General features: G+C 71.1%; 16 protein-coding genes. 5 read left to right on the top strand and 11 right to left on the bottom strand.

Annotated features, from left to right (window positions below; all coding sequences use genetic code 11):
- Positions 1-12 precede the first annotated feature (12 nt).
- Complete coding sequence (locus AB4Y76_RS01580; RefSeq protein WP_441921732.1) at positions 13-612, bottom strand: TetR/AcrR family transcriptional regulator; 600 nt, start codon at positions 610-612, stop codon at positions 13-15.
- 55 nt (positions 613-667) lie between these two features.
- Between AB4Y76_RS01580 and AB4Y76_RS01575 the strand changes: the two genes are divergently transcribed.
- Both AB4Y76_RS01575 and AB4Y76_RS01570 read left to right on the top strand, forming a co-directional pair.
- The gene (locus tag AB4Y76_RS01575; protein WP_441921731.1) at positions 668-1,900 is read left to right on the top strand and encodes a cytochrome P450; all 1,233 of its coding nucleotides are present in this window, start codon (positions 668-670) and stop codon (positions 1,898-1,900) included.
- An 84-nt stretch (positions 1,901-1,984) separates the two neighbouring features.
- Positions 1,985-2,560: a hypothetical protein gene (locus AB4Y76_RS01570; protein WP_441921730.1), complete on the top strand. Its 576-nt coding sequence runs from the start codon at positions 1,985-1,987 to the stop codon at positions 2,558-2,560.
- 88 nt (positions 2,561-2,648) lie between these two features.
- Here the strand turns inward: AB4Y76_RS01570 and AB4Y76_RS01565 are convergent, their stop codons facing one another.
- From AB4Y76_RS01565 to AB4Y76_RS01520, 10 genes are all read right to left on the bottom strand, one after another.
- Complete coding sequence (locus tag AB4Y76_RS01565) at positions 2,649-3,395, bottom strand: enoyl-CoA hydratase-related protein (protein WP_441921729.1); 747 nt, start codon at positions 3,393-3,395, stop codon at positions 2,649-2,651.
- A 109-nt stretch (positions 3,396-3,504) separates the two neighbouring features.
- On the bottom strand, positions 3,505-4,671 hold the full coding sequence (locus AB4Y76_RS01560) for an acyl-CoA dehydrogenase family protein (RefSeq protein ID WP_441921728.1): 1,167 nt from the start codon (positions 4,669-4,671) through the stop codon (positions 3,505-3,507).
- Entirely contained in the window at positions 4,668-6,653 is a 1,986-nt protein-coding gene (locus tag AB4Y76_RS01555) for an ATP-binding protein (RefSeq protein WP_441921727.1), read from the bottom strand. The genes AB4Y76_RS01560 and AB4Y76_RS01555 overlap by 4 nt, the downstream gene beginning before the upstream one ends.
- A gap of 8 nt (positions 6,654-6,661) precedes the next feature.
- Positions 6,662-8,242: an acyl-CoA carboxylase subunit beta gene (locus AB4Y76_RS01550; protein WP_441921726.1), complete on the bottom strand. Its 1,581-nt coding sequence runs from the start codon at positions 8,240-8,242 to the stop codon at positions 6,662-6,664.
- The gene (locus tag AB4Y76_RS01545) at positions 8,239-9,381 is read right to left on the bottom strand and encodes an acyl-CoA dehydrogenase family protein (protein WP_441921725.1); all 1,143 of its coding nucleotides are present in this window, start codon (positions 9,379-9,381) and stop codon (positions 8,239-8,241) included. The genes AB4Y76_RS01550 and AB4Y76_RS01545 overlap by 4 nt, the downstream gene beginning before the upstream one ends.
- Positions 9,378-11,144, bottom strand: a complete 1,767-nt coding sequence (locus tag AB4Y76_RS01540; protein ID WP_441921724.1) for an acyclic terpene utilization AtuA family protein — start codon at positions 11,142-11,144, stop codon at positions 9,378-9,380. The genes AB4Y76_RS01545 and AB4Y76_RS01540 overlap by 4 nt, the downstream gene beginning before the upstream one ends.
- The gene (locus tag AB4Y76_RS01535; RefSeq protein WP_441921723.1) at positions 11,141-11,959 is read right to left on the bottom strand and encodes a TIGR03084 family metal-binding protein; all 819 of its coding nucleotides are present in this window, start codon (positions 11,957-11,959) and stop codon (positions 11,141-11,143) included. The genes AB4Y76_RS01540 and AB4Y76_RS01535 overlap by 4 nt, the downstream gene beginning before the upstream one ends.
- Entirely contained in the window at positions 11,956-12,573 is a 618-nt protein-coding gene (locus AB4Y76_RS01530; protein WP_441921722.1) for a TetR/AcrR family transcriptional regulator, read from the bottom strand. Before AB4Y76_RS01530 ends, AB4Y76_RS01535 begins: the two co-directional genes overlap by 4 nt.
- Before the next feature lie 45 nt (positions 12,574-12,618).
- Positions 12,619-13,206 (bottom strand): VanZ family protein, encoded by a 588-nt coding sequence (locus AB4Y76_RS01525; protein WP_441921721.1) that lies wholly within the window; start codon positions 13,204-13,206, stop codon positions 12,619-12,621.
- 29 nt (positions 13,207-13,235) lie between these two features.
- Entirely contained in the window at positions 13,236-13,616 is a 381-nt protein-coding gene (locus tag AB4Y76_RS01520; protein WP_441921720.1) for a hypothetical protein, read from the bottom strand.
- Positions 13,617-13,767: 151 nt separating this feature from the next.
- On the opposite strand from AB4Y76_RS01520, the gene AB4Y76_RS01515 reads away from it, so the two are divergent.
- The 3 genes from AB4Y76_RS01515 (at position 13,768) to AB4Y76_RS01505 (ending at position 16,057) form a co-directional block, all read left to right on the top strand.
- Complete coding sequence (locus tag AB4Y76_RS01515; protein ID WP_441921719.1) at positions 13,768-14,169, top strand: RDD family protein; 402 nt, start codon at positions 13,768-13,770, stop codon at positions 14,167-14,169.
- Positions 14,170-14,234: 65 nt separating this feature from the next.
- Entirely contained in the window at positions 14,235-15,248 is a 1,014-nt protein-coding gene (locus AB4Y76_RS01510; protein WP_441921718.1) for an ATP-binding cassette domain-containing protein, read from the top strand.
- Positions 15,245-16,057, top strand: coding sequence for an ABC transporter permease (locus AB4Y76_RS01505; RefSeq protein WP_441921717.1), 813 nt, complete (start codon positions 15,245-15,247; stop codon positions 16,055-16,057). Before AB4Y76_RS01510 ends, AB4Y76_RS01505 begins: the two co-directional genes overlap by 4 nt.
- Positions 16,058-16,116: the final 59 nt, after the last annotated feature.

Below are 16,116 nucleotides of genomic sequence, written 5' to 3'. Positions count from 1 at the left end.
GGGCCAAGGATCTCAGGCCGAGAGCGCTCCGGTGAGCACATCCGCGACGTGGCGGACGAATCGGTCGTGTCCGAGGCGCTGGCGGGCGCCGCTCTCGCGGGAACGGGCCCGCTCAGCGAGCGCGGCGGTGAGGAACGTCACCATGAGCGCAGCCCGCTCCCGGGCCAGAACCGAGCCCAGATCGGGCTCCAGGAGCGCGTGCAGGCGGTCGAGCTGGGTGCCGAGCACGGTCCCGGCGAGGACGTCGTTGGGGTGCGCGGTGCCGACCCCGGACCAGAACGCGAGCTGCTCCATGATCCGCAGGAAGTCGCGCCCGTCCTCGGTGGCGAGCAGGGCCGCGGTCGGCGCGACGATGGCCTCCACGACCGCGTGCAGGTCGGCGTCCGCGGCGGGGACGGTGCGCTGCTCCTCCATCACCACCATGTGCTTGCCGACGATCGCGGTCAGCAGGCCCTGGCGAGACCCGAAGTGGTAGCCGACGGCGGAGTCGTTGCGCTGGCCGGCGTCGCGGACGATGTCGCTGAGCTTGGCGCCCTTCACCCCGTCGTGGGCGAAGCGGCGCTCGCCCGCACGGAGCAGGCGGGCACGGGTCTCGGTTGCGTCGCGGGCCACGAGGACAGATACTAGGGCCTTCCGTTAATAACAATGTCCGTTAGAAGGAGCGCCGATGAGCACGCTGGCCTACGACCCGCTGGACGTGGAGTTCCTCGACGACCCCTACCCGACGTACGCGTGGCTGCGCGAGCACGACCCGGTGCACTACCGGCCCCGGGACCACCGGGCTCCGGGATTCTGGGCACTCTCCCGCTTCGAGCACATCTGGGCGGCGGTGCGGAACCCCGAGGTCTTCTCCTCCGCCGGCGGCCTGACCTTCTTCCCCGACGAGATCGCCCAGCTCGGGCTGCCGCCGAACCTGGTCATGCTCGACCCGCCACGGCACACCCGCCTGCGCGGCCTGATCGGCCGCGGGTTCACCCCGCGCCAGGTCACCCGGCTGGAGGAGTCGGTACGACGCTTCGCGCGCACCCGGCTCGACGAGATCGCCGCCCTGGCCACCGACGGCGAGCAGGTCGACCTGCACCAGGACTACTCCGCCACCGTGCCGACCTTCATGCTGGCCGAGCTCTTCGGGGTTCCCGAGGAGGACCGCACCCGGTTCGGCCCGTGGGTCCAGCAGGTGACGGCGCTCCAGGACCAGACCCTCAACGGCGGCGGGCTCGACGACAAGCCGGACGGGATCGGCGCCGTCGCCGAGCTGCTCGGCTACTTCGACGAGGTCATCAAGGCGCGCCGGGCCGCGCCGCTGACGGACTCCGACGACCTGATCAGCGCTCTCGTCGAGGCGGAGATCGACGGCGAGCGGCTGAGCGACTGGGACATCCTCGGCTTCTGCTTCGTCGTCACCGCCGGCGGCAGCGACACCACCGCCGGCCTGATCTCCAACGCGGTCATGCTGCTGAGCGACGCCCCGGACCAGCGTGCGCTCGTCGCCGAGGACCCCGGGCTGATCTCGGCCGGGCTGATGGAGTTCCTGCGGCTGGAGTCCTCGGTCCAGGGTCTGGCCCGGACGACGACCCGGGACGTCGAGATCGACGGGGTCACCATCCCGGCCGGCGAGAAGGTGATGATGCTGTACGCCGCCGGCAACCGGGACCCCCGCGAGTTCGGCCCGGACGCCGACCGGCTCGACCTGCGTCGTACGTTCACCCGGCACCTCTCCTTCAGCAGCGGGCCGCACTTCTGCATCGGCAACCACCTGGCCAAGCTCCAGGCCCGGATCGCGCTCGAGGAGCTGCTGGCGGCCCATCCGGGCATCACCGTCGACGCGGCGGCCGGGACCCGGCACCACTCGGCCTTCGTCCGGGCGTGGCTCTCGCTGCCGGTCGCCGAGCTGGGCTGAACGGCCGCTTCTCGCAAACCCGAAGGGAAAGCCGACATTTCGGTTAGTGTCGGCGGACCACGCACCCACTCGGAAGGTTCCTCCATGCGCATCACCCGCGTCCTCGCCGCGACCGCCGCCGCCGCGGCGCTCGTCGTCGCCCCCGCTGCCGCCTGGGCCGGCAGCGACACGCACACCGACCCGTCCGCCGACGTCGTCTCGGTGAAGGTCCAGCCCACCACCGTCACCTCCGAGCCCACCCAGGCCCGCGGCGACATCGCGTCGATCCGGGTCAGCCACCTGAAGAGCACCGTGCGCGTCAAGGTCCGCTTCCGCGACCTGTCCCCGTCCGGCGACGGCGCCGGCCACTACTTCGCACTGCGGTCGAACAACACGCTGCGCTACATCGACGTCGAGGCCGGCCCGGGCAAGTGGCGCGGCGAGCGGACGGTCTACAACGCGAAGGACAAGAAGACCACCTGCCGCGGCGCCAGCCACAAGATCGACTACACCGCGAACACGGTGCTGCTGGTCGTCCCGCGCGCCTGCCTCGGCAACCCGAAGTGGGTCCGGGTCGCGCAGTACTCGATCGTCGCCGAGAACGACAAGGTGTTCGCCGACGACGCCCGCGTCACCGGCTACAAGGACGGCTTCTTCTACGGCCCGCGGGTCCGCCGCTGACGCGGATCTCCCCCAGAAACGACCCCAGAACGACCCCTGAACGACGCAGCGCCCGCCGGGACTTCCCGGCGGGCGCTGTGCTTCGTGGCTACTTCTTGGTCAGGAACGCCAGCATCGCCTCGCGGGCCTCGTCCGACCCGAACAGCCGGGCGCTGAGCTCGACCATCGCGTCGGCGTTCGCCTCCAGGTAGGCGACCGCGTCCCGGGCCAGCAGCCCCTTCGTCTCCCGGAGCCCCTGCGGGTGCGCCTTCAGCAGCTCGGCGCACGCCTCGGCGACGGCGGTGTCGACGTCGGCCCCCGGGACCGCCCGGGTGACCAGGCCCATCGAGGCCGCCTCCGCGGCGGTGAAGGTGCGGCCGGACAGGAAGGTGTCGTACGCCGACCGGACGGTGAGCCGCGGCACAAGGGTGAGCGAGATGACCGCCGGCGCGAGCCCGAGCCGCGACTCGGTGAGTGCGAAGGTGACCTCCTCGGCGCAGATCACCAGGTCGCTGGCCGCGACGATGCCGAGCCCTCCGGCCCGCACCGGGCCGACCAGCCTGGTCACCACCGGCTTGGGGTGGGTGAGGATCAGCCGCTGCAGGTCGACCAGAGCCCGGGCGCCCTCGGTCATCGACCCGCCGGCGGCCTCGGACAGGTCCGCCCCGGAGCAGAAGACCCGGTCGGCGGAGCGCAGCACGACGACCCGGGCCGTCTCGTCGCCGGCCGCCCGCTCCAACCGCTCGACCAGCTCGGTGACCAGCTGGCGCGACAGCGCGTTCCGGTTGTGCGGCGAGTCCAGGGTGATCGTCGCGACGCCGTCCGCGACCTCGAAGTGCACCAGTTCGTCCGTCATGCCTTCTCCGTTGAATTGGGAGTTTCGGTTGGTTGAGTTGGGACTTCCGGTCGTCGTAAGGGAACCGCAACTCCCATGTCGACGGACCGGAAGTCCCAACTCAACGGTCTCAGTAGGACTTGGGCAGGCCCAGCGAGTGCATCGCCACGAAGTTGAGGATCATCTCGCGGCTGACCGGGGCGATCCGGCCGAGGCGGGCGGCCAGCAACATGTTGCCGAGACCGTACTCCGAGGCGAGACCGTTGCCGCCGTGGGTGTGCACGGCGACGTCGAGGGTGTTGCACGCGACCTCGCCACCGGCGTACTTGGCCATGTTGGCGAACTCGCCGGCGCCGGCGTCGTCGCCGGCGTCGTACAGCGCCGCCGCCTTCTGCATCAGCAACCGGGACTGCTCGAGCTCGATCTTCGCCTTCGCCAGCGGGTGCGCGATGCCCTGGTGCGTCCCGATGACGTCCTTCCAGACCTTCCGGGTCTTCGCGTAGTCCACCGCCTTGGCCAGCGCGAACCGGGCCATCCCGTTGGAGAACGCGGCCCCCATGATCCGCTCGGGGTTGAGCCCGGCGAAGAGCTGCCAGATGCCGCCGTCCTCGTCACCGACCAGCGCGTCCGCGGGCACCCGGACGTTGTCGAAGAAGAGCGTGAACTGCTTCTCCGGGGCGTGGAAGTCCATCGGGATGACCTGCTTCTCCAGGCCCTTCGCGTCCGTCGGTACGACGATCAGCGCAGGCTTGAGCTTGCCGGTCTTCGCGTCGGCGGTCCGGGAGACGACCAGGATCGCGTCGGCCTCGTCGACACCGGAGATGTAGGTCTTCTGCCCGGTGAGCACCCACTCGTCGCCGTCCCTGGTGGCGGTGGTGGTGATCTGGTGGCTGTTCGAGCCGGCGTCCGGCTCGGTGATCGCGAACGCCATGATCATCGACCCGTCGGCGATCCTCGGCAGCCAGCGCTTCTTCTGCTCCTCGGTGCCGCAGCGGGTGATGATGGTGCCGCAGATCGCCGGGCTCACGACCATCATCAGCAGCGGTGCGCCCGCGGCGGCCGCCTCCTCCAGCACCGCGGCCAGGTCGGCCATGCCGCCGCCCCCGCCGCCGAACTCCTCGGGGATGTTCACGCCGAGGAAGCCGTGCTTGCCCATGTCCTGCCAGAGCTCGGTGAGCTTGCCCTCGCTGCGGGTCTTCTCCGTGACGTACGCGTGCCCGTAGCTCGAGGCCAGCTTGAAGACGGACTCCCGCAGGGCGATCCGCTCGTCAGGCTCGGTGAACATCGTGGCGGTCATGCTTGCTCTCCTTCTGCCCCCGGGTCAGGGACCTGTACGACGGCGAGCACGTCGCCCGCCGCCACCTGCTGACCCACCGCGACGGCGACGTCGAGGACGCCGTCGGCGGGGGCACTGATGGTGTGCTGCATCTTCATCGCCTCGAGGACGACGACGGTCTGGCCGGCGGTCACGGCGCTGCCGCTCTCCACCGGGGTCGCGATCACGGTGCCCGGCATCGGCGCGAGCAGCGAGCCGGCGGACACCTGGTCGGCCGGGTCCACGAACCGCGGCACCACCCGGTACGACGCGCTCCCGCGGCCCGAGTCCACGTGCACCGTGCTCGTGCCCGCCTCGCCGGCGAGGACGACGTCGTAGCCGACCTGGACCCCGTCGACCTCGAGCACGACCCGGTCCGGAGCGGCCGCGAGGACGGTGACGCCCCCGCCGTCGAGCCGATAGCCGTCGCGGCCGCCGTGCCAGAGCACCTCGACCTCGTCGTCGGCGGGCGTCGCCAGCACGGTGCGCTGCGGCTGGGAGACCACGTTGCGCCAGCCGACCGGGATCGCGCGCTGCACCACCCGGGCGGCGCGGTCGCGCTCGGCGAGGGCGAGCGCCGCGGCAGCGGCGGCGTACGGGTCGGCCGGTGCGGCGCTGAGGTCGAACGTGCCGAGGAAGTCGGTGCTGACCTCGCCGGCGAGCACCTTCTCGTCGCGCAGCAGCCGGACCAGCAGGTCCCGGTTGGTCACCAGCCCGTGGATCCGGGAGCGCTCCAGCACGCCGGCGAGCGACCGGAAGGCCGAGGCCCGGTCCGGGCCCCAGGCGATCACCTTGGCGAGCATCGCGTCGTAGTGGGTGCCGACCTCGCTGCCGGTGGCGAACCCGCTGTCGAGCCGGGTGCCGTAGGTGAGCAGCTGGTCGAACTCCAGGTCGGCCGGGACCTCGAAGGTGTCCAGGCGCCCGCTCTGCGGCTGGTAGTCGGCGGCCGGGTCCTCGGCGTACAGGCGGACCTCGACGGCGTGCCCGCGCGGGTGCGTCGGCGCCGCCGGGACGGTGCCGCCCTCGGCGACCCGGAGCTGCGCCTCGACCAGGTCGACGCCGAAGACCGCCTCGGTGACCGGGTGCTCGACCTGGAGCCGGGTATTCATCTCCAGGAACGAGACTCGGCTCTCTCCGGAGGTTGAGCCTGTCGAAACCATGAACTCGACCGTGCCGGCGCCGACGTACCCGATCGCGCGCGCGGCCAGCCGGGCGCCGTCGTGCAGCCGCTGCCGCACGTCGTCGCTCAGCAGCGGCGCGGGCGCCTCCTCGACGACCTTCTGGTGCCGCCGCTGCAGCGAGCAGTCGCGCTCACCGAGGACCAGCACGTTGCCGTGGGTGTCGCCGACGACCTGGACCTCGACGTGGCGACCGTTCTCCAGGTAGGGCTCGCAGAACACCGTCGGGTCGCCGAACGCCGAGGCCGCCTCGTCGGAGGCGAGCTGCACCTGGCCGGCGAGGTCGGCGAGGTCGCGGACCACGCGCATGCCGCGCCCGCCGCCGCCGGCGGACGCCTTCACCAGGATCGGCAGGTCGGCCTCGGTGACGGCGGCCGGGTCGAGCTCGGCGAAGACCGGCACGCCGGCGTCGCCCATCAGCTTCTTCGCGGCCACCTTGGAGCCCATCGCGTCGATCGACTCCGCGGTCGGGCCGATCCAGGTGAGGCCGGCCGCGACGACGGCGCGGGCGAACCCGGCGTTCTCCGACAGGAAGCCGTAGCCGGGGTGGATCGCGTCGGCCCCGGCCTTGCGGGCGGCCTCGATGACGAGGTCGGCCCGCAGGTAGGTCTCGGAAGGCGTGCTCCCCGGCAGCCGCACGGCGACGTCGGCCTCGCCCACGAACGGCAGCCCGGCGTCGGCGTCGGAGAAGACCGCGACGGTGCCGATGCCGAGGCGGCGACAGGTGGTGAAGACGCGGCGGGCGATCTCGCCGCGGTTGGCGACCAACACTCTGCTGATGCTCATGGCGCCCCTCACATCCGGAACACGCCGAAGCGGTCCGTGCCCTCGACGGGCTTGTTGTTGATCACGGACAGGCAGATGCCCAGGACGGTGCGGGTGTCCCGCGGGTCGATGACGCCGTCGTCGTACAACATCCCGGAGAGGAAGTACGGCGCGCTCTGCTCCTCGATCTGGGCCTCGACCATCTGCTTCACCGCGGCGAAGCCGTCCCGGTCGAACTCCTGCCCCTTCGAGATCGCCGACTGCTCGGCGACGATCTCCAGGACGCCGGCGAGCTGGGCCGGGCCCATCACCGCGGACTTGGAGCTCGGCCAGGTGAAGAGGAACCGCGGGTCGAAGGCGCGGCCGTTCATGCCGTAGTTCCCGGCCCCGTACGACGCCGCCATGATCACCGACAGGTGCGGGACCTTCGAGTTGGAGACGGCGTTGATCATCTGGGCGCCGTGCTTGATGATGCCGCCCTGCTCGTACTCCTTGCCGACCATGTAGCCGGTGGTGTTGTGCAGGAACAGCAGCGGGGTGTCGGCCTGGTTGGCGAGCTGGATGAACTGGGTGGCCTTCTGCGCCTCCTCGGAGAAGAGCACGCCCTGGGCGTTGGCCAGGATGCCGACCGGGTTGCCGTGGACCTTCGCCCAGCCGGTGACCAGCGAGCTGCCGTAGAGCGGCTTGAATTCGTCGAAGACGGCACCGTTGGTGGCACTGCGCCCATCGGCGATGCGGGCGATCACCTCGCGCGGGTCGAACGGCTCCTTCAGGTCGGTGGGGATCAGGTCGAGCAGTCCGTCCGGGTCCTGCTCGGGCTCGGCGAAGTCCGGCTCCACGACCCGGGCCTTGGTCTGGTTCAGCCGGGCCACGATGCGTCGGCCGATCCGGATCGCGTCGTACTCGTCGACGGCGAGGTAGTCGGCGAGACCGGAGGTGCGGGCGTGCATCTCGGCACCGCCGAGCGACTCGTCGTCGGACTCCTCGCCGGTGGCCATCTTCACCAGCGGCGGACCGCCGAGGAAGACCTTCGCCTGCTCCTTCACCATCACGGTGTAGTCGCTCATGCCGGGCACGTACGCACCGCCGGCGGTGGAGTTGCCGAAGACCAGCGCGATCGTCGGCTCCTTGCGGGCGCTGGCCCGGGTGATGTCGCGGAACAGCTTGCCGCCCGGGATGAAGATCTCCTTCTGCGTCGGCAGGTCGGCACCGCCGGACTCGACGAGCGAGACCGTCGGCAGCGCGTTCTCCTCGGCGATCTGGGAGGCGCGGAAGATCTTCTTCACCGTCCACGGGTTCGAGGCTCCGCCCTTCACCGTCGGGTCGTTGGCGGTGATCATGCACTCGACGCCCTCGACGACGCCGATGCCGGTGACGACGGAGGCGCCGACGGTGAAGTCGGAACCCCAGCCGGCCAGTGGCGACAGCTCGAGGAACGCGGTCCCGGGGTCGATGAGCAGCTCGATCCGCTCGCGCGGCAGCAGCTTGCCGCGCTTGCGGTGCCGGGCGATGCTCTTCTCGCCGCCGGCGACCACGGCCTTGGCGTGCTCGGCATCGAGGTCGGCGATCTTGTCGAGCATGGCGGTACGGCGCGTCGCTTCCGCGGTCATGACGCGTACCCCAGCAGCCGGGCGGCAAGGTCGGTGAGCACTTCGGTCGCTCCTCCTCCGATGGGCAGGATCCGCGAGTCGCGGTAGTGACGTTCCACTTCGGTCCCGTGCATGTAGCCGGTGCCGCCGTGCAGCTGGACGGCCATGTCGACGACGGCCTCGCACGCCTCGACGGCGGTCTGCTTGGCGAGGCAGGCCTCGGCGATCACGCTCTCACCGGCGACGTGCCGGGCGATCACCTCGTGGGTGTACGACCGGGAGATCTCCACCAGGCGGCGCATCTCCACCAGCTTGTGCCGGACGACCTGGTTGGCGATCAGCGGCTTGCCGAACGTCTGCCGGTCGCGGCAGTACTGCGCGGTCAGGTCCAGGCTGCGACCGGCGATGCCGTAGGCGTGCACGGCGAGGCCGATCCGCTCGACGACGAACTGCTCGGCGATCTGGTAGAAGCCCGAGTTCTCGGCGCCGACGAGGTTCTCGACGGGGACCCGGACGTCGACGTACGCGAGCTCGGCGGTGTCGGAGCAGTGCCAGCCCATCTTCTTCAGCGACCGGTCGACGGTGAAGCCGGGGGTGCCCTTGTCGACGACGATGAGCGAGATGCCGGCGTGCCCGGGGCCACCGGTGCGGACGGCGGTGGTGACGAAGTCGGCCCGGACACCGGAGGTGATGAACGTCTTGGCGCCGTTGACGACGTAGTGGTCGCCGTCGCGGACCGCCGTGGTGGTGATCCCGGCGACGTCGGAGCCGCCGTTCGGCTCGGTCACCGCGAGCGAACCGATCAGGTCACCGGCCAGCGTCGGGCGCACGTAGCGGTCGATCAGGTCCGGGCTGCCGTTGGCGATGATGTGCGGCAGCGCGATCCCGTGGGTGAAGAGGCCCGCGGCCAGACCCGAGGAACCGCCGGCGGCGAAGAACGCCTCCTGCATCGCGGTCGCGTCGCCGAGGTCGCCACCCTCGCCGCCGGCCTCCTCGGGAAAGCCGAGCGCCAGGATGCCGGCCTTCGCAGCGGCGAGGTGGAGCGAGCGCGGGATCTCGCCGGCGTCCTCCCACTCCTGCAGGTGCGGCACGATCTCGCGCTCGACGAACGTGCGCGTGCTGGCCTGGAGGGCCAGGCGGTCCTCGTTGTAGAACTTCACAGGAGCTCCTCGGGGATGTGCACGTACCGGGACCGCAGCCACTCGCCGACCGCCTTGGCCTGCGGGTCGAACCGGGTGCTGGCGGCGACACCGTCGCCGAGCAGCCCCCGGATCAGGATGTTGACGCCGCCGAGGTTCGGCAGCGGGTAGACCTCGACGTCGAGGTCGGCCGCCTCCGGCAGCAGGCTCTTCACCGCGTCCGGGGTGACCAGGTGCAGCAGCCAGCCGACCCGGCGCTCGCGCAGACCGGGCTCCCTCCCGGGGTCGCCGGTGCTGCCGACCCAGAGACCGACGTTGGCGTCGCCGCCCTTGTCGCCGCTGCGGGCGTGCACGAACGTGCCGAGCGGGACGTTGCGGGTCGGCGCGTCCATCGCAACCGCTGGTTGAGGAAGGCGCTCCGCGCCTGTCTCGAAACCTGCCACGTTCGGCGGACCGGGGATCGTCTCGGTGGTGCCGTCGGGCAGGTGCACCGTCTCGGTGACCTCGCTGCGGTCGACGTACGCCGGTCGGTAGATCCCGTACGGCGACGGGCGTCCCGGCGGCGCGGTCAGCGTGAAGCCCGGGTAGGACGCCAGCGCGAGCTCGACCGCCGCGGCCGTGAAGGGCTTGCCGACCACGTCGGCCGACGGGTCCTTCACGGTGACCCGGAGCAGGCAGGACGCCGCCTCCTCGGTGTCGGCGTCGGGCACGGGCCGGGAGCCGAACGACCAGTCGACCTCCGCCGGCGGCTGAGCGGCGAGACGCGCCTCGAGCTGGGTCCGGAGCCAGTCCGCCTTCGCGTCGACGTCGAGCCCGGTGAGCACGAACTCCATCTGGTTGCGCATCCCGCCGAGCTCGTTGACGCAGACCTTGAGCCGGTCCGGCGGAGGCGAGCCGACCACCCCACTGACGCGGACCCGGTCCGGGCCGTCGTCGGTGAGCGTGATCGAGGTCAGGTCGGTGGTGACGTCCGGGCCGAGGTAGTGCGTCGACTGGATCTCGTAGACGAGCTGCGCGGTGACCGTGTCGACCGAGACCAGACCGCCGGTGCCGGCGTGCTTGGTGACCACGAAGGACCCGTCGGCGGCGACCTCGGCGAGCGGGAAGCCCAGCGGAGTGGCGTCGCGGGGCAGGTCCAGGAAGCCGGAGAAGTTGCCGCCGGTCGCCTGGGTGCCGCACTCGATGACGTGGCCGGCCACGACCGCGCCGGCGAGCTCGTCGTACGACGTGGGCGTCCAGCCGTGGTGCGCGATCGCGGGCCCGACGACGACGGAGGCGTCGGTGACCCGGCCGGTGACCACGATGTCGGCGCCGGCCTCCAGCGCGCGGGCGATGCCGAAGGCGCCGAGGTAGGCGTTCGCGGTGAGCGCGTTGCCGAGGCCGAGCTCGGCGGCACGCGGGGCGAGGTTGTCGCCGTCGACCCAGGCGATCCTGGTGGGCAGGCCGAGTGCCTCGGCCACCTCGGTCAGCTTGGCGGCGAGCCCGGCGGGGTTGAGGCCGCCCGCGTTCGCGACGATCCGGACGCCCTTCTCCTGGGCGAGTGCGAGCGAGTCGGCGACCTGGGCGACGAAGGTCCGCGCGTAGCCGAGCGACGGGTCCTTGAGCTGGTCCTTGCCGAGGATGAGCATGGTCAGCTCGGCGAGGTAGTCGCCGGTCAGGTAGTCGAGCCCCTGCCCGTCGGGACCTGCGCCTTCGAGCATCTCCCGCATCGCGGAGAGCCGGTCGCCGTAGAAGCCGGAGCAGTTGCCGATCCGTGCGGGTTTCGAGACGTTCGCTGCGCTCACTCCGCAACCCCCGTGCCCTGAGGAGACCGTCCGGCACCGGTCGGGCCGGCGAAGGCCTGAGCGATCCCGAGCCAGCGCTCGGCGTCCTCGCCGACGGCGACCAGGTCGGTGTCGGCGCGGTGCGTCCGCTGGGTGACCAGCAGGCAGAAGTCGTACGCCGGCCCGGTGACCTTCTGGGCGGCGTCCTCGGGGCCCCAGGTCCAGAGCTCGCCGGACGGCGCGGTGAGCTCGACGCGGATCTCCTCGGCGGGCGCCTCCAGGCCGTGCACGCCGAAGGCGAACCCGCGGGTGCGGACGCCGAGGTGCGCGATGTGCTTGATCCGGTCGGTCGGTTCGGGACGCGCACCCATCCCGATCGACTCCAGCGCGTCCGCGACGTCGAGCGCGTGCGCCCAGGTCTCCATGAACCGGGCGGTGGCCATCGAGGTCGGGCTCATCGGCGGGCCGTACCAGGGCAGCTTCTGCCCCTCCGGGTAGGCGCGCAGCATCGCTCCGAGGGCCGGGCGGGACGCGGTCCAGCGGGCGTAGATCTCCGCGCCGGTGGCCTTCGCGCCGGCGAACGCCTCGTCGTCGACGAAGCCCTCGGGGTTGGCCATCGCCCGCAGGACGAGGGCGTCCCAGGCCTCCTTGTCGGTGCCGGCGGCGATCGCGCACTCGTCGGTCCAGGCGAGGTGGACGACCGTGGTGGCGATGTCCCAACCGTCGGCGGGCGTGAGCGTGCGCCAGCCGCTCTCGTCGAGCGGCGCGACGAGGGCGTCGAGCGCGTCCCCCTCGGCGGCGAGGTCGGCGAGCACCTGCTCCAGCACGTCGTTCATCCAGCTTCCTTCGTTCGTCGGGGCAGCTCGGCGTCGAGGACGTCGGCCCACCGGTCGAGGATCCGGCGGCGCCGGGCCCGGTCGTCGGAGATCGTGTTGGCCAGTCCGAGGCCGCGGATCAGGTCGAGGGTCGCCTGGACCAGCTCGCGGGCGCCGGCCCGGGACTCGTCGACGTCGAGCATCTCGACGGTGAGCCGGTGCGTCTCGCGGCCGGTGGTGCGCTCCAGCGGCCCGAGCGCGGCGAGCAGCTGGGCGTCCGCCCGGGCGGCGACCCAGAGCTCGAGGGCGGCGACGAAGACGTCGGAGGTGAAGTGCTCGCCGAGCATGGCGAGGACGGCCCGGGTCCGGCCCGGTCCTTCCGGGAGCGCGGCCGCGGCCTGGGCGAGCTCGTCGCGGCGGAGCACGGCGAGGTGCTCGACGGCGGCGAGGACGAGGTCGGTCTTGGTCGGGAAGTGGTGCAGCTGGGCGCCGCGGCTCACGCCGGCGCGCTGGGAGACCAGGGTCGTCGAGGTCCCGCTCCAGCCGTACTCGACCAGGCAGGCGACGGTGGCTTCCAGGAGCCGCTGGCGCATGGCGCGCGTGCGTTCCTCCTGGGACACCCGGACGGTGGTCATGGGCCCATCCTGACCAGGAGAACAACAAACAGTCAAGACTGACTTTTAGTTTCCGGGCTGGTCAGCCATCTGGGCTGTGACGTGGCCGCGGGTGATCCGCCCGAACGCAACGAGCCCAAGTGCCGTTCCCACGGCAGCCAGCACGATGTCGTCGACGGAGCTGACTCGGCCGGTGCCGATGACCCACTGAAGCACTTCGACGACCAGACCCGCCGCCGCACCGACGATGAGGCCGAGCCGAAGCCGCCCTCCTCCCGCAACCGCAACCCCAAGCATCCCGAGGCCGATCCCGAGCGGGAGGAACAGGGCGACGTTGCCGACGACCTGCTCGACGAACACGTGCGCGGAAACGCTGTTGAACGTCGACGCAACAAGCTCCCGTCCGGGAACGACGTCGATCGACCGGGTCACGGTCTCACCTGAGGCGCTGACGAGTGCGGGGCGTGGACGAAGAGTGACCAGGCTTACGCCGGCCGCCCAGATACCGCAGAAGGTCAGTGCGAGTGCACGGGCGGCGCGGTGACGACCGATCTGCACCAGCCGCCACCACCAGACGAGAGCGCAACCGAGCGCGGCAACGGCCACGACGCCGATCGGGAGAAGTGCCTGGAACGCGCGCCAGAGATCACTCATCTCATCCGACCTCGGGTTCCGTCCCCGAGTCACGGATAGGTGACACTGCCACTGCCCGTGATCGCCACTCCGTCGTTCGCCTTGCTCAGATGGAAGTGGTAGGTCCCGCTGGGCAAACCCGTCCAGGTATACCGCTGGCCGCTGCCGCAGGAGTACCTAACTCGCCCGTAGCTCTTGTCGATCAGCTGGTTCTTGTAGAGCTCGACGTAGTAGCCGTTCGTGTTCGGGTCGCAGCTGATCTTCGCCGTGATCGTCGTGCTTCCTCCTGCCTGGGTCCACGTGCGCGAGTCGAGGCCGCCCTTGAACGTCGCGGTCCAGGTGAACGAGCCCGATGCGAACGCCGGAGCCGCCGTTGCGAGGACCGCGACCAGGGCAATCGCCTGGTTAGCCAGAAACCATCTCACCTTCATCTCTCCTCCTCCGATGATCGTTGGGGCCGCCGCGCAGGGCCCGATCGGCCCGGCGTCCCTCACAGGTAAGACACCGGCGGTCGACCGGCGATTACGCGCCCGACCGCGGCCGTCGCCGCCCGGGTACCAGCCGGCCCTAGGCTCGACCCTCGTGAACGACTACGCGCCCTGGGCCCGGCGGGCGGCCGCGACCGCGTTCGACCTGCTGCTGCTCGCCCCGTTCCTGGTGGTCGGCCTGATCGGCTCGACCCCGCCCGCTGTCCTCGTCGTCCTGCTCGCGGCCGCCGTCGTCGTCGACGTCTGGAACCGCGGCGTCCGGCAGGGCCGCACCGGGGCCAGCCTCGGCAAGCAGGCGGTCGAGATCGTCGTGGTCGCCGAGAGCGACGGCCTCCCGCTCGGCGCCTCGGCGTCCCTGGTCCGGCACGTGGTGCACGTGGTCGACGCGCTGACCTGCTTCGTCGGGTTCCTGTGGCCGCTCTGGGACGAGAAGCGGCAGACCTTCGCCGACAAGATCATGGCGACCGTGGTGCTGCACCTGCCCGCGGAGGCCTGAGCACCCGCCCTCCCGTGAAACCGGCGCGAAGCCACCGTGAAACCGGCGGGTCGGATGGTTCCTCCATGACCTACCTCCCCGCAGTCCAGGCCCACGGCCTGGTCAAGACCTTCGGTTCCGGACCCGACAAGCACTTCCGTGCCGTCGACGGCATCGACCTGACCGTCGGCCAGGGCGAGATCTTCGGCGTCCTCGGGCCGAACGGCGCCGGCAAGACGACGATGCTCAAGATGCTCGCCACCCTGCTCACCATCGACGGCGGCAACGCCGAGATCTTCGGCGTCGACGTCGCCCGCGAGCCGCACCGGATCCGCCAGCTCCTCGGCGTCACCGGCCAGTACGCCTCGGTCGACGAGAACCTGACCGCCACCGAGAACCTCTGGCTCTTCGGGCGGCTCCAGGGCGTCTCCGGCAAGGAGGCCAAGGCCATCGCCGCCCGGCTACTGGAACAGTTCGCGCTCCAGGAGGCGGCCGACAAGCCGATCTCGCAGTTCTCCGGCGGTATGCGCCGCCGGCTCGACCTGGCCGCGAGCCTGATCACCCGGCCGCCGCTGATCTTCCTCGACGAGCCGACCACCGGCCTCGACCCGCGCACCCGCGGGCAGATGTGGGACACCATCCGGGCACTCGTCTCCGACGGCAGCACCATCCTGCTGACCACCCAGTACCTCGACGAGGCCGACCAGCTGGCCGACCGGATCGCCGTCATCGACCGCGGCGTCAAGGTCGCCGAGGGCACCCCCGACGAGCTGAAGGCCTCGGTCGGCAGCTCGACCCTCCAGCTCCAGCTCACCGTGGGCTCCGACCAGGACCTCGCGATGGACGTCGTACGCCGCGTGCTCGGCGAGAGCCCCGTGCTGACGCCCGAGTCCGGCCGGATGCAGGTCGCGCTCGCCGAGGCCGACCGGGCCGCCGACGTCCTCATCGGCCTGCGCCAGGCCGACATCAGCATCACCTCGGTCAGCGTCGACAAGCCGACGCTCGACGAGGTCTTCCTCGCCCTCACCGGTCACGACACCGCCGAGGGCACCGACTCCGCCGACGAGGCGGACCTGAACGAGATGGAGGTGGCGCGATGAGCACCCTCACCTACGAAGACGCGCTGTCCCGGACCACCTCCGGGAACGGCCTGCGCGACACGGTCAGCCAGACCTTCTCGATGGCCTGGCGGGCCACGAAGAAGATGCGCCGCAACCCGGAGCAATTCTTCGACGTGACGCTGCAGCCGATCCTGTTCACCGCGATGTTCGCCTACATCTTCGGCGGCGCGATCGCGGGCGACGTGAAGAGCTACCTGCCGATCATGATCCCGGGCATCCTCGCCCAGACCGTGCTGACCACCTGCATGGCCACCGGGGTCCAGCTCCGCGAGGACATGGACAAGGGCGTCTTCGACCGCTTCAAGTCGCTGCCGATCGCCCGGATCGCGCCGCTGGCCGGGCCGATGGTCGCGGACCTGCTGCGCTACACGATCGCCGCGACGCTCACCTTCGGGATGGGCATGGTGATCGGCTACCGCCCCGAGGGCGGCGTCCTCGGCGTGGCCGCCGCGATCGTGCTCGCGATCTTCACCGGCTGGTGCCTGGCGTGGGCCTTCACCTACATCGGCACCATCGCCAAGAGCGCCCAGGCGGTCCAGGGCATGTCGATGCTGATCCTGTTCCCGCTGACGTTCCTCTCCAACGCGTTCGTCGGCGTCGACACGCTGCCGTCGCAGCTGGCCTGGTTCGTCCGGATCAACCCGGTCTCGCACCTGGTCACCGCCTCCCGCGACCTCGCCAACCACGGCCAGGTCACCGGCCAGGTCTGGCTCACCCTCGCCGCCGGCCTGGTGGTGATCGCGATCTTCGCGCCGCTGTCGGTCCGGAGCTACAAGAAGCACCTGTAGTCGCCGTCGCGGGTACGTCCACCCCGTCTCGACAGGCTCGACGACCAGAGCTGGGCGAC

The organism is Marmoricola sp. RAF53 (genome assembly GCF_052114005.1).
In the GTDB taxonomy this organism is placed as follows: Bacteria; Actinomycetota; Actinomycetes; order Propionibacteriales; family Nocardioidaceae; genus Marmoricola.
The sequence above is the reverse complement of the archived record's forward strand: the minus strand, read 5'-3'. Positions and strand labels throughout refer to the sequence as shown.

Bases quoted from the DNA above. Each gene is read 5' to 3' on its own strand.
- AB4Y76_RS01575 (WP_441921731.1), top strand. From the start codon at position 668: ATGAGCACGCTGGCCTACGACCCGCTGGACGTGGAGTTCCTCGACGAC.
- AB4Y76_RS01570 (WP_441921730.1), top strand. From the start codon at position 1,985: ATGCGCATCACCCGCGTCCTCGCCGCGACCGCCGCCGCCGCGGCGCTC.
- AB4Y76_RS01565 (WP_441921729.1), bottom strand. From the start codon at position 3,395: ATGACGGACGAACTGGTGCACTTCGAGGTCGCGGACGGCGTCGCGACG.
- AB4Y76_RS01560 (WP_441921728.1), bottom strand. From the start codon at position 4,671: ATGACCGCCACGATGTTCACCGAGCCTGACGAGCGGATCGCCCTGCGG.
- AB4Y76_RS01555 (WP_441921727.1), bottom strand. From the start codon at position 6,653: ATGAGCATCAGCAGAGTGTTGGTCGCCAACCGCGGCGAGATCGCCCGC.
- AB4Y76_RS01550 (WP_441921726.1), bottom strand. From the start codon at position 8,242: ATGACCGCGGAAGCGACGCGCCGTACCGCCATGCTCGACAAGATCGCC.
- AB4Y76_RS01535 (WP_441921723.1), bottom strand. From the start codon at position 11,959: ATGAACGACGTGCTGGAGCAGGTGCTCGCCGACCTCGCCGCCGAGGGG.
- AB4Y76_RS01530 (WP_441921722.1), bottom strand. From the start codon at position 12,573: ATGACCACCGTCCGGGTGTCCCAGGAGGAACGCACGCGCGCCATGCGC.
- AB4Y76_RS01525 (WP_441921721.1), bottom strand. From the start codon at position 13,206: ATGAGTGATCTCTGGCGCGCGTTCCAGGCACTTCTCCCGATCGGCGTC.
- AB4Y76_RS01520 (WP_441921720.1), bottom strand. From the start codon at position 13,616: ATGAAGGTGAGATGGTTTCTGGCTAACCAGGCGATTGCCCTGGTCGCG.
- AB4Y76_RS01510 (WP_441921718.1), top strand. From the start codon at position 14,235: ATGACCTACCTCCCCGCAGTCCAGGCCCACGGCCTGGTCAAGACCTTC.
- AB4Y76_RS01505 (WP_441921717.1), top strand. From the start codon at position 15,245: ATGAGCACCCTCACCTACGAAGACGCGCTGTCCCGGACCACCTCCGGG.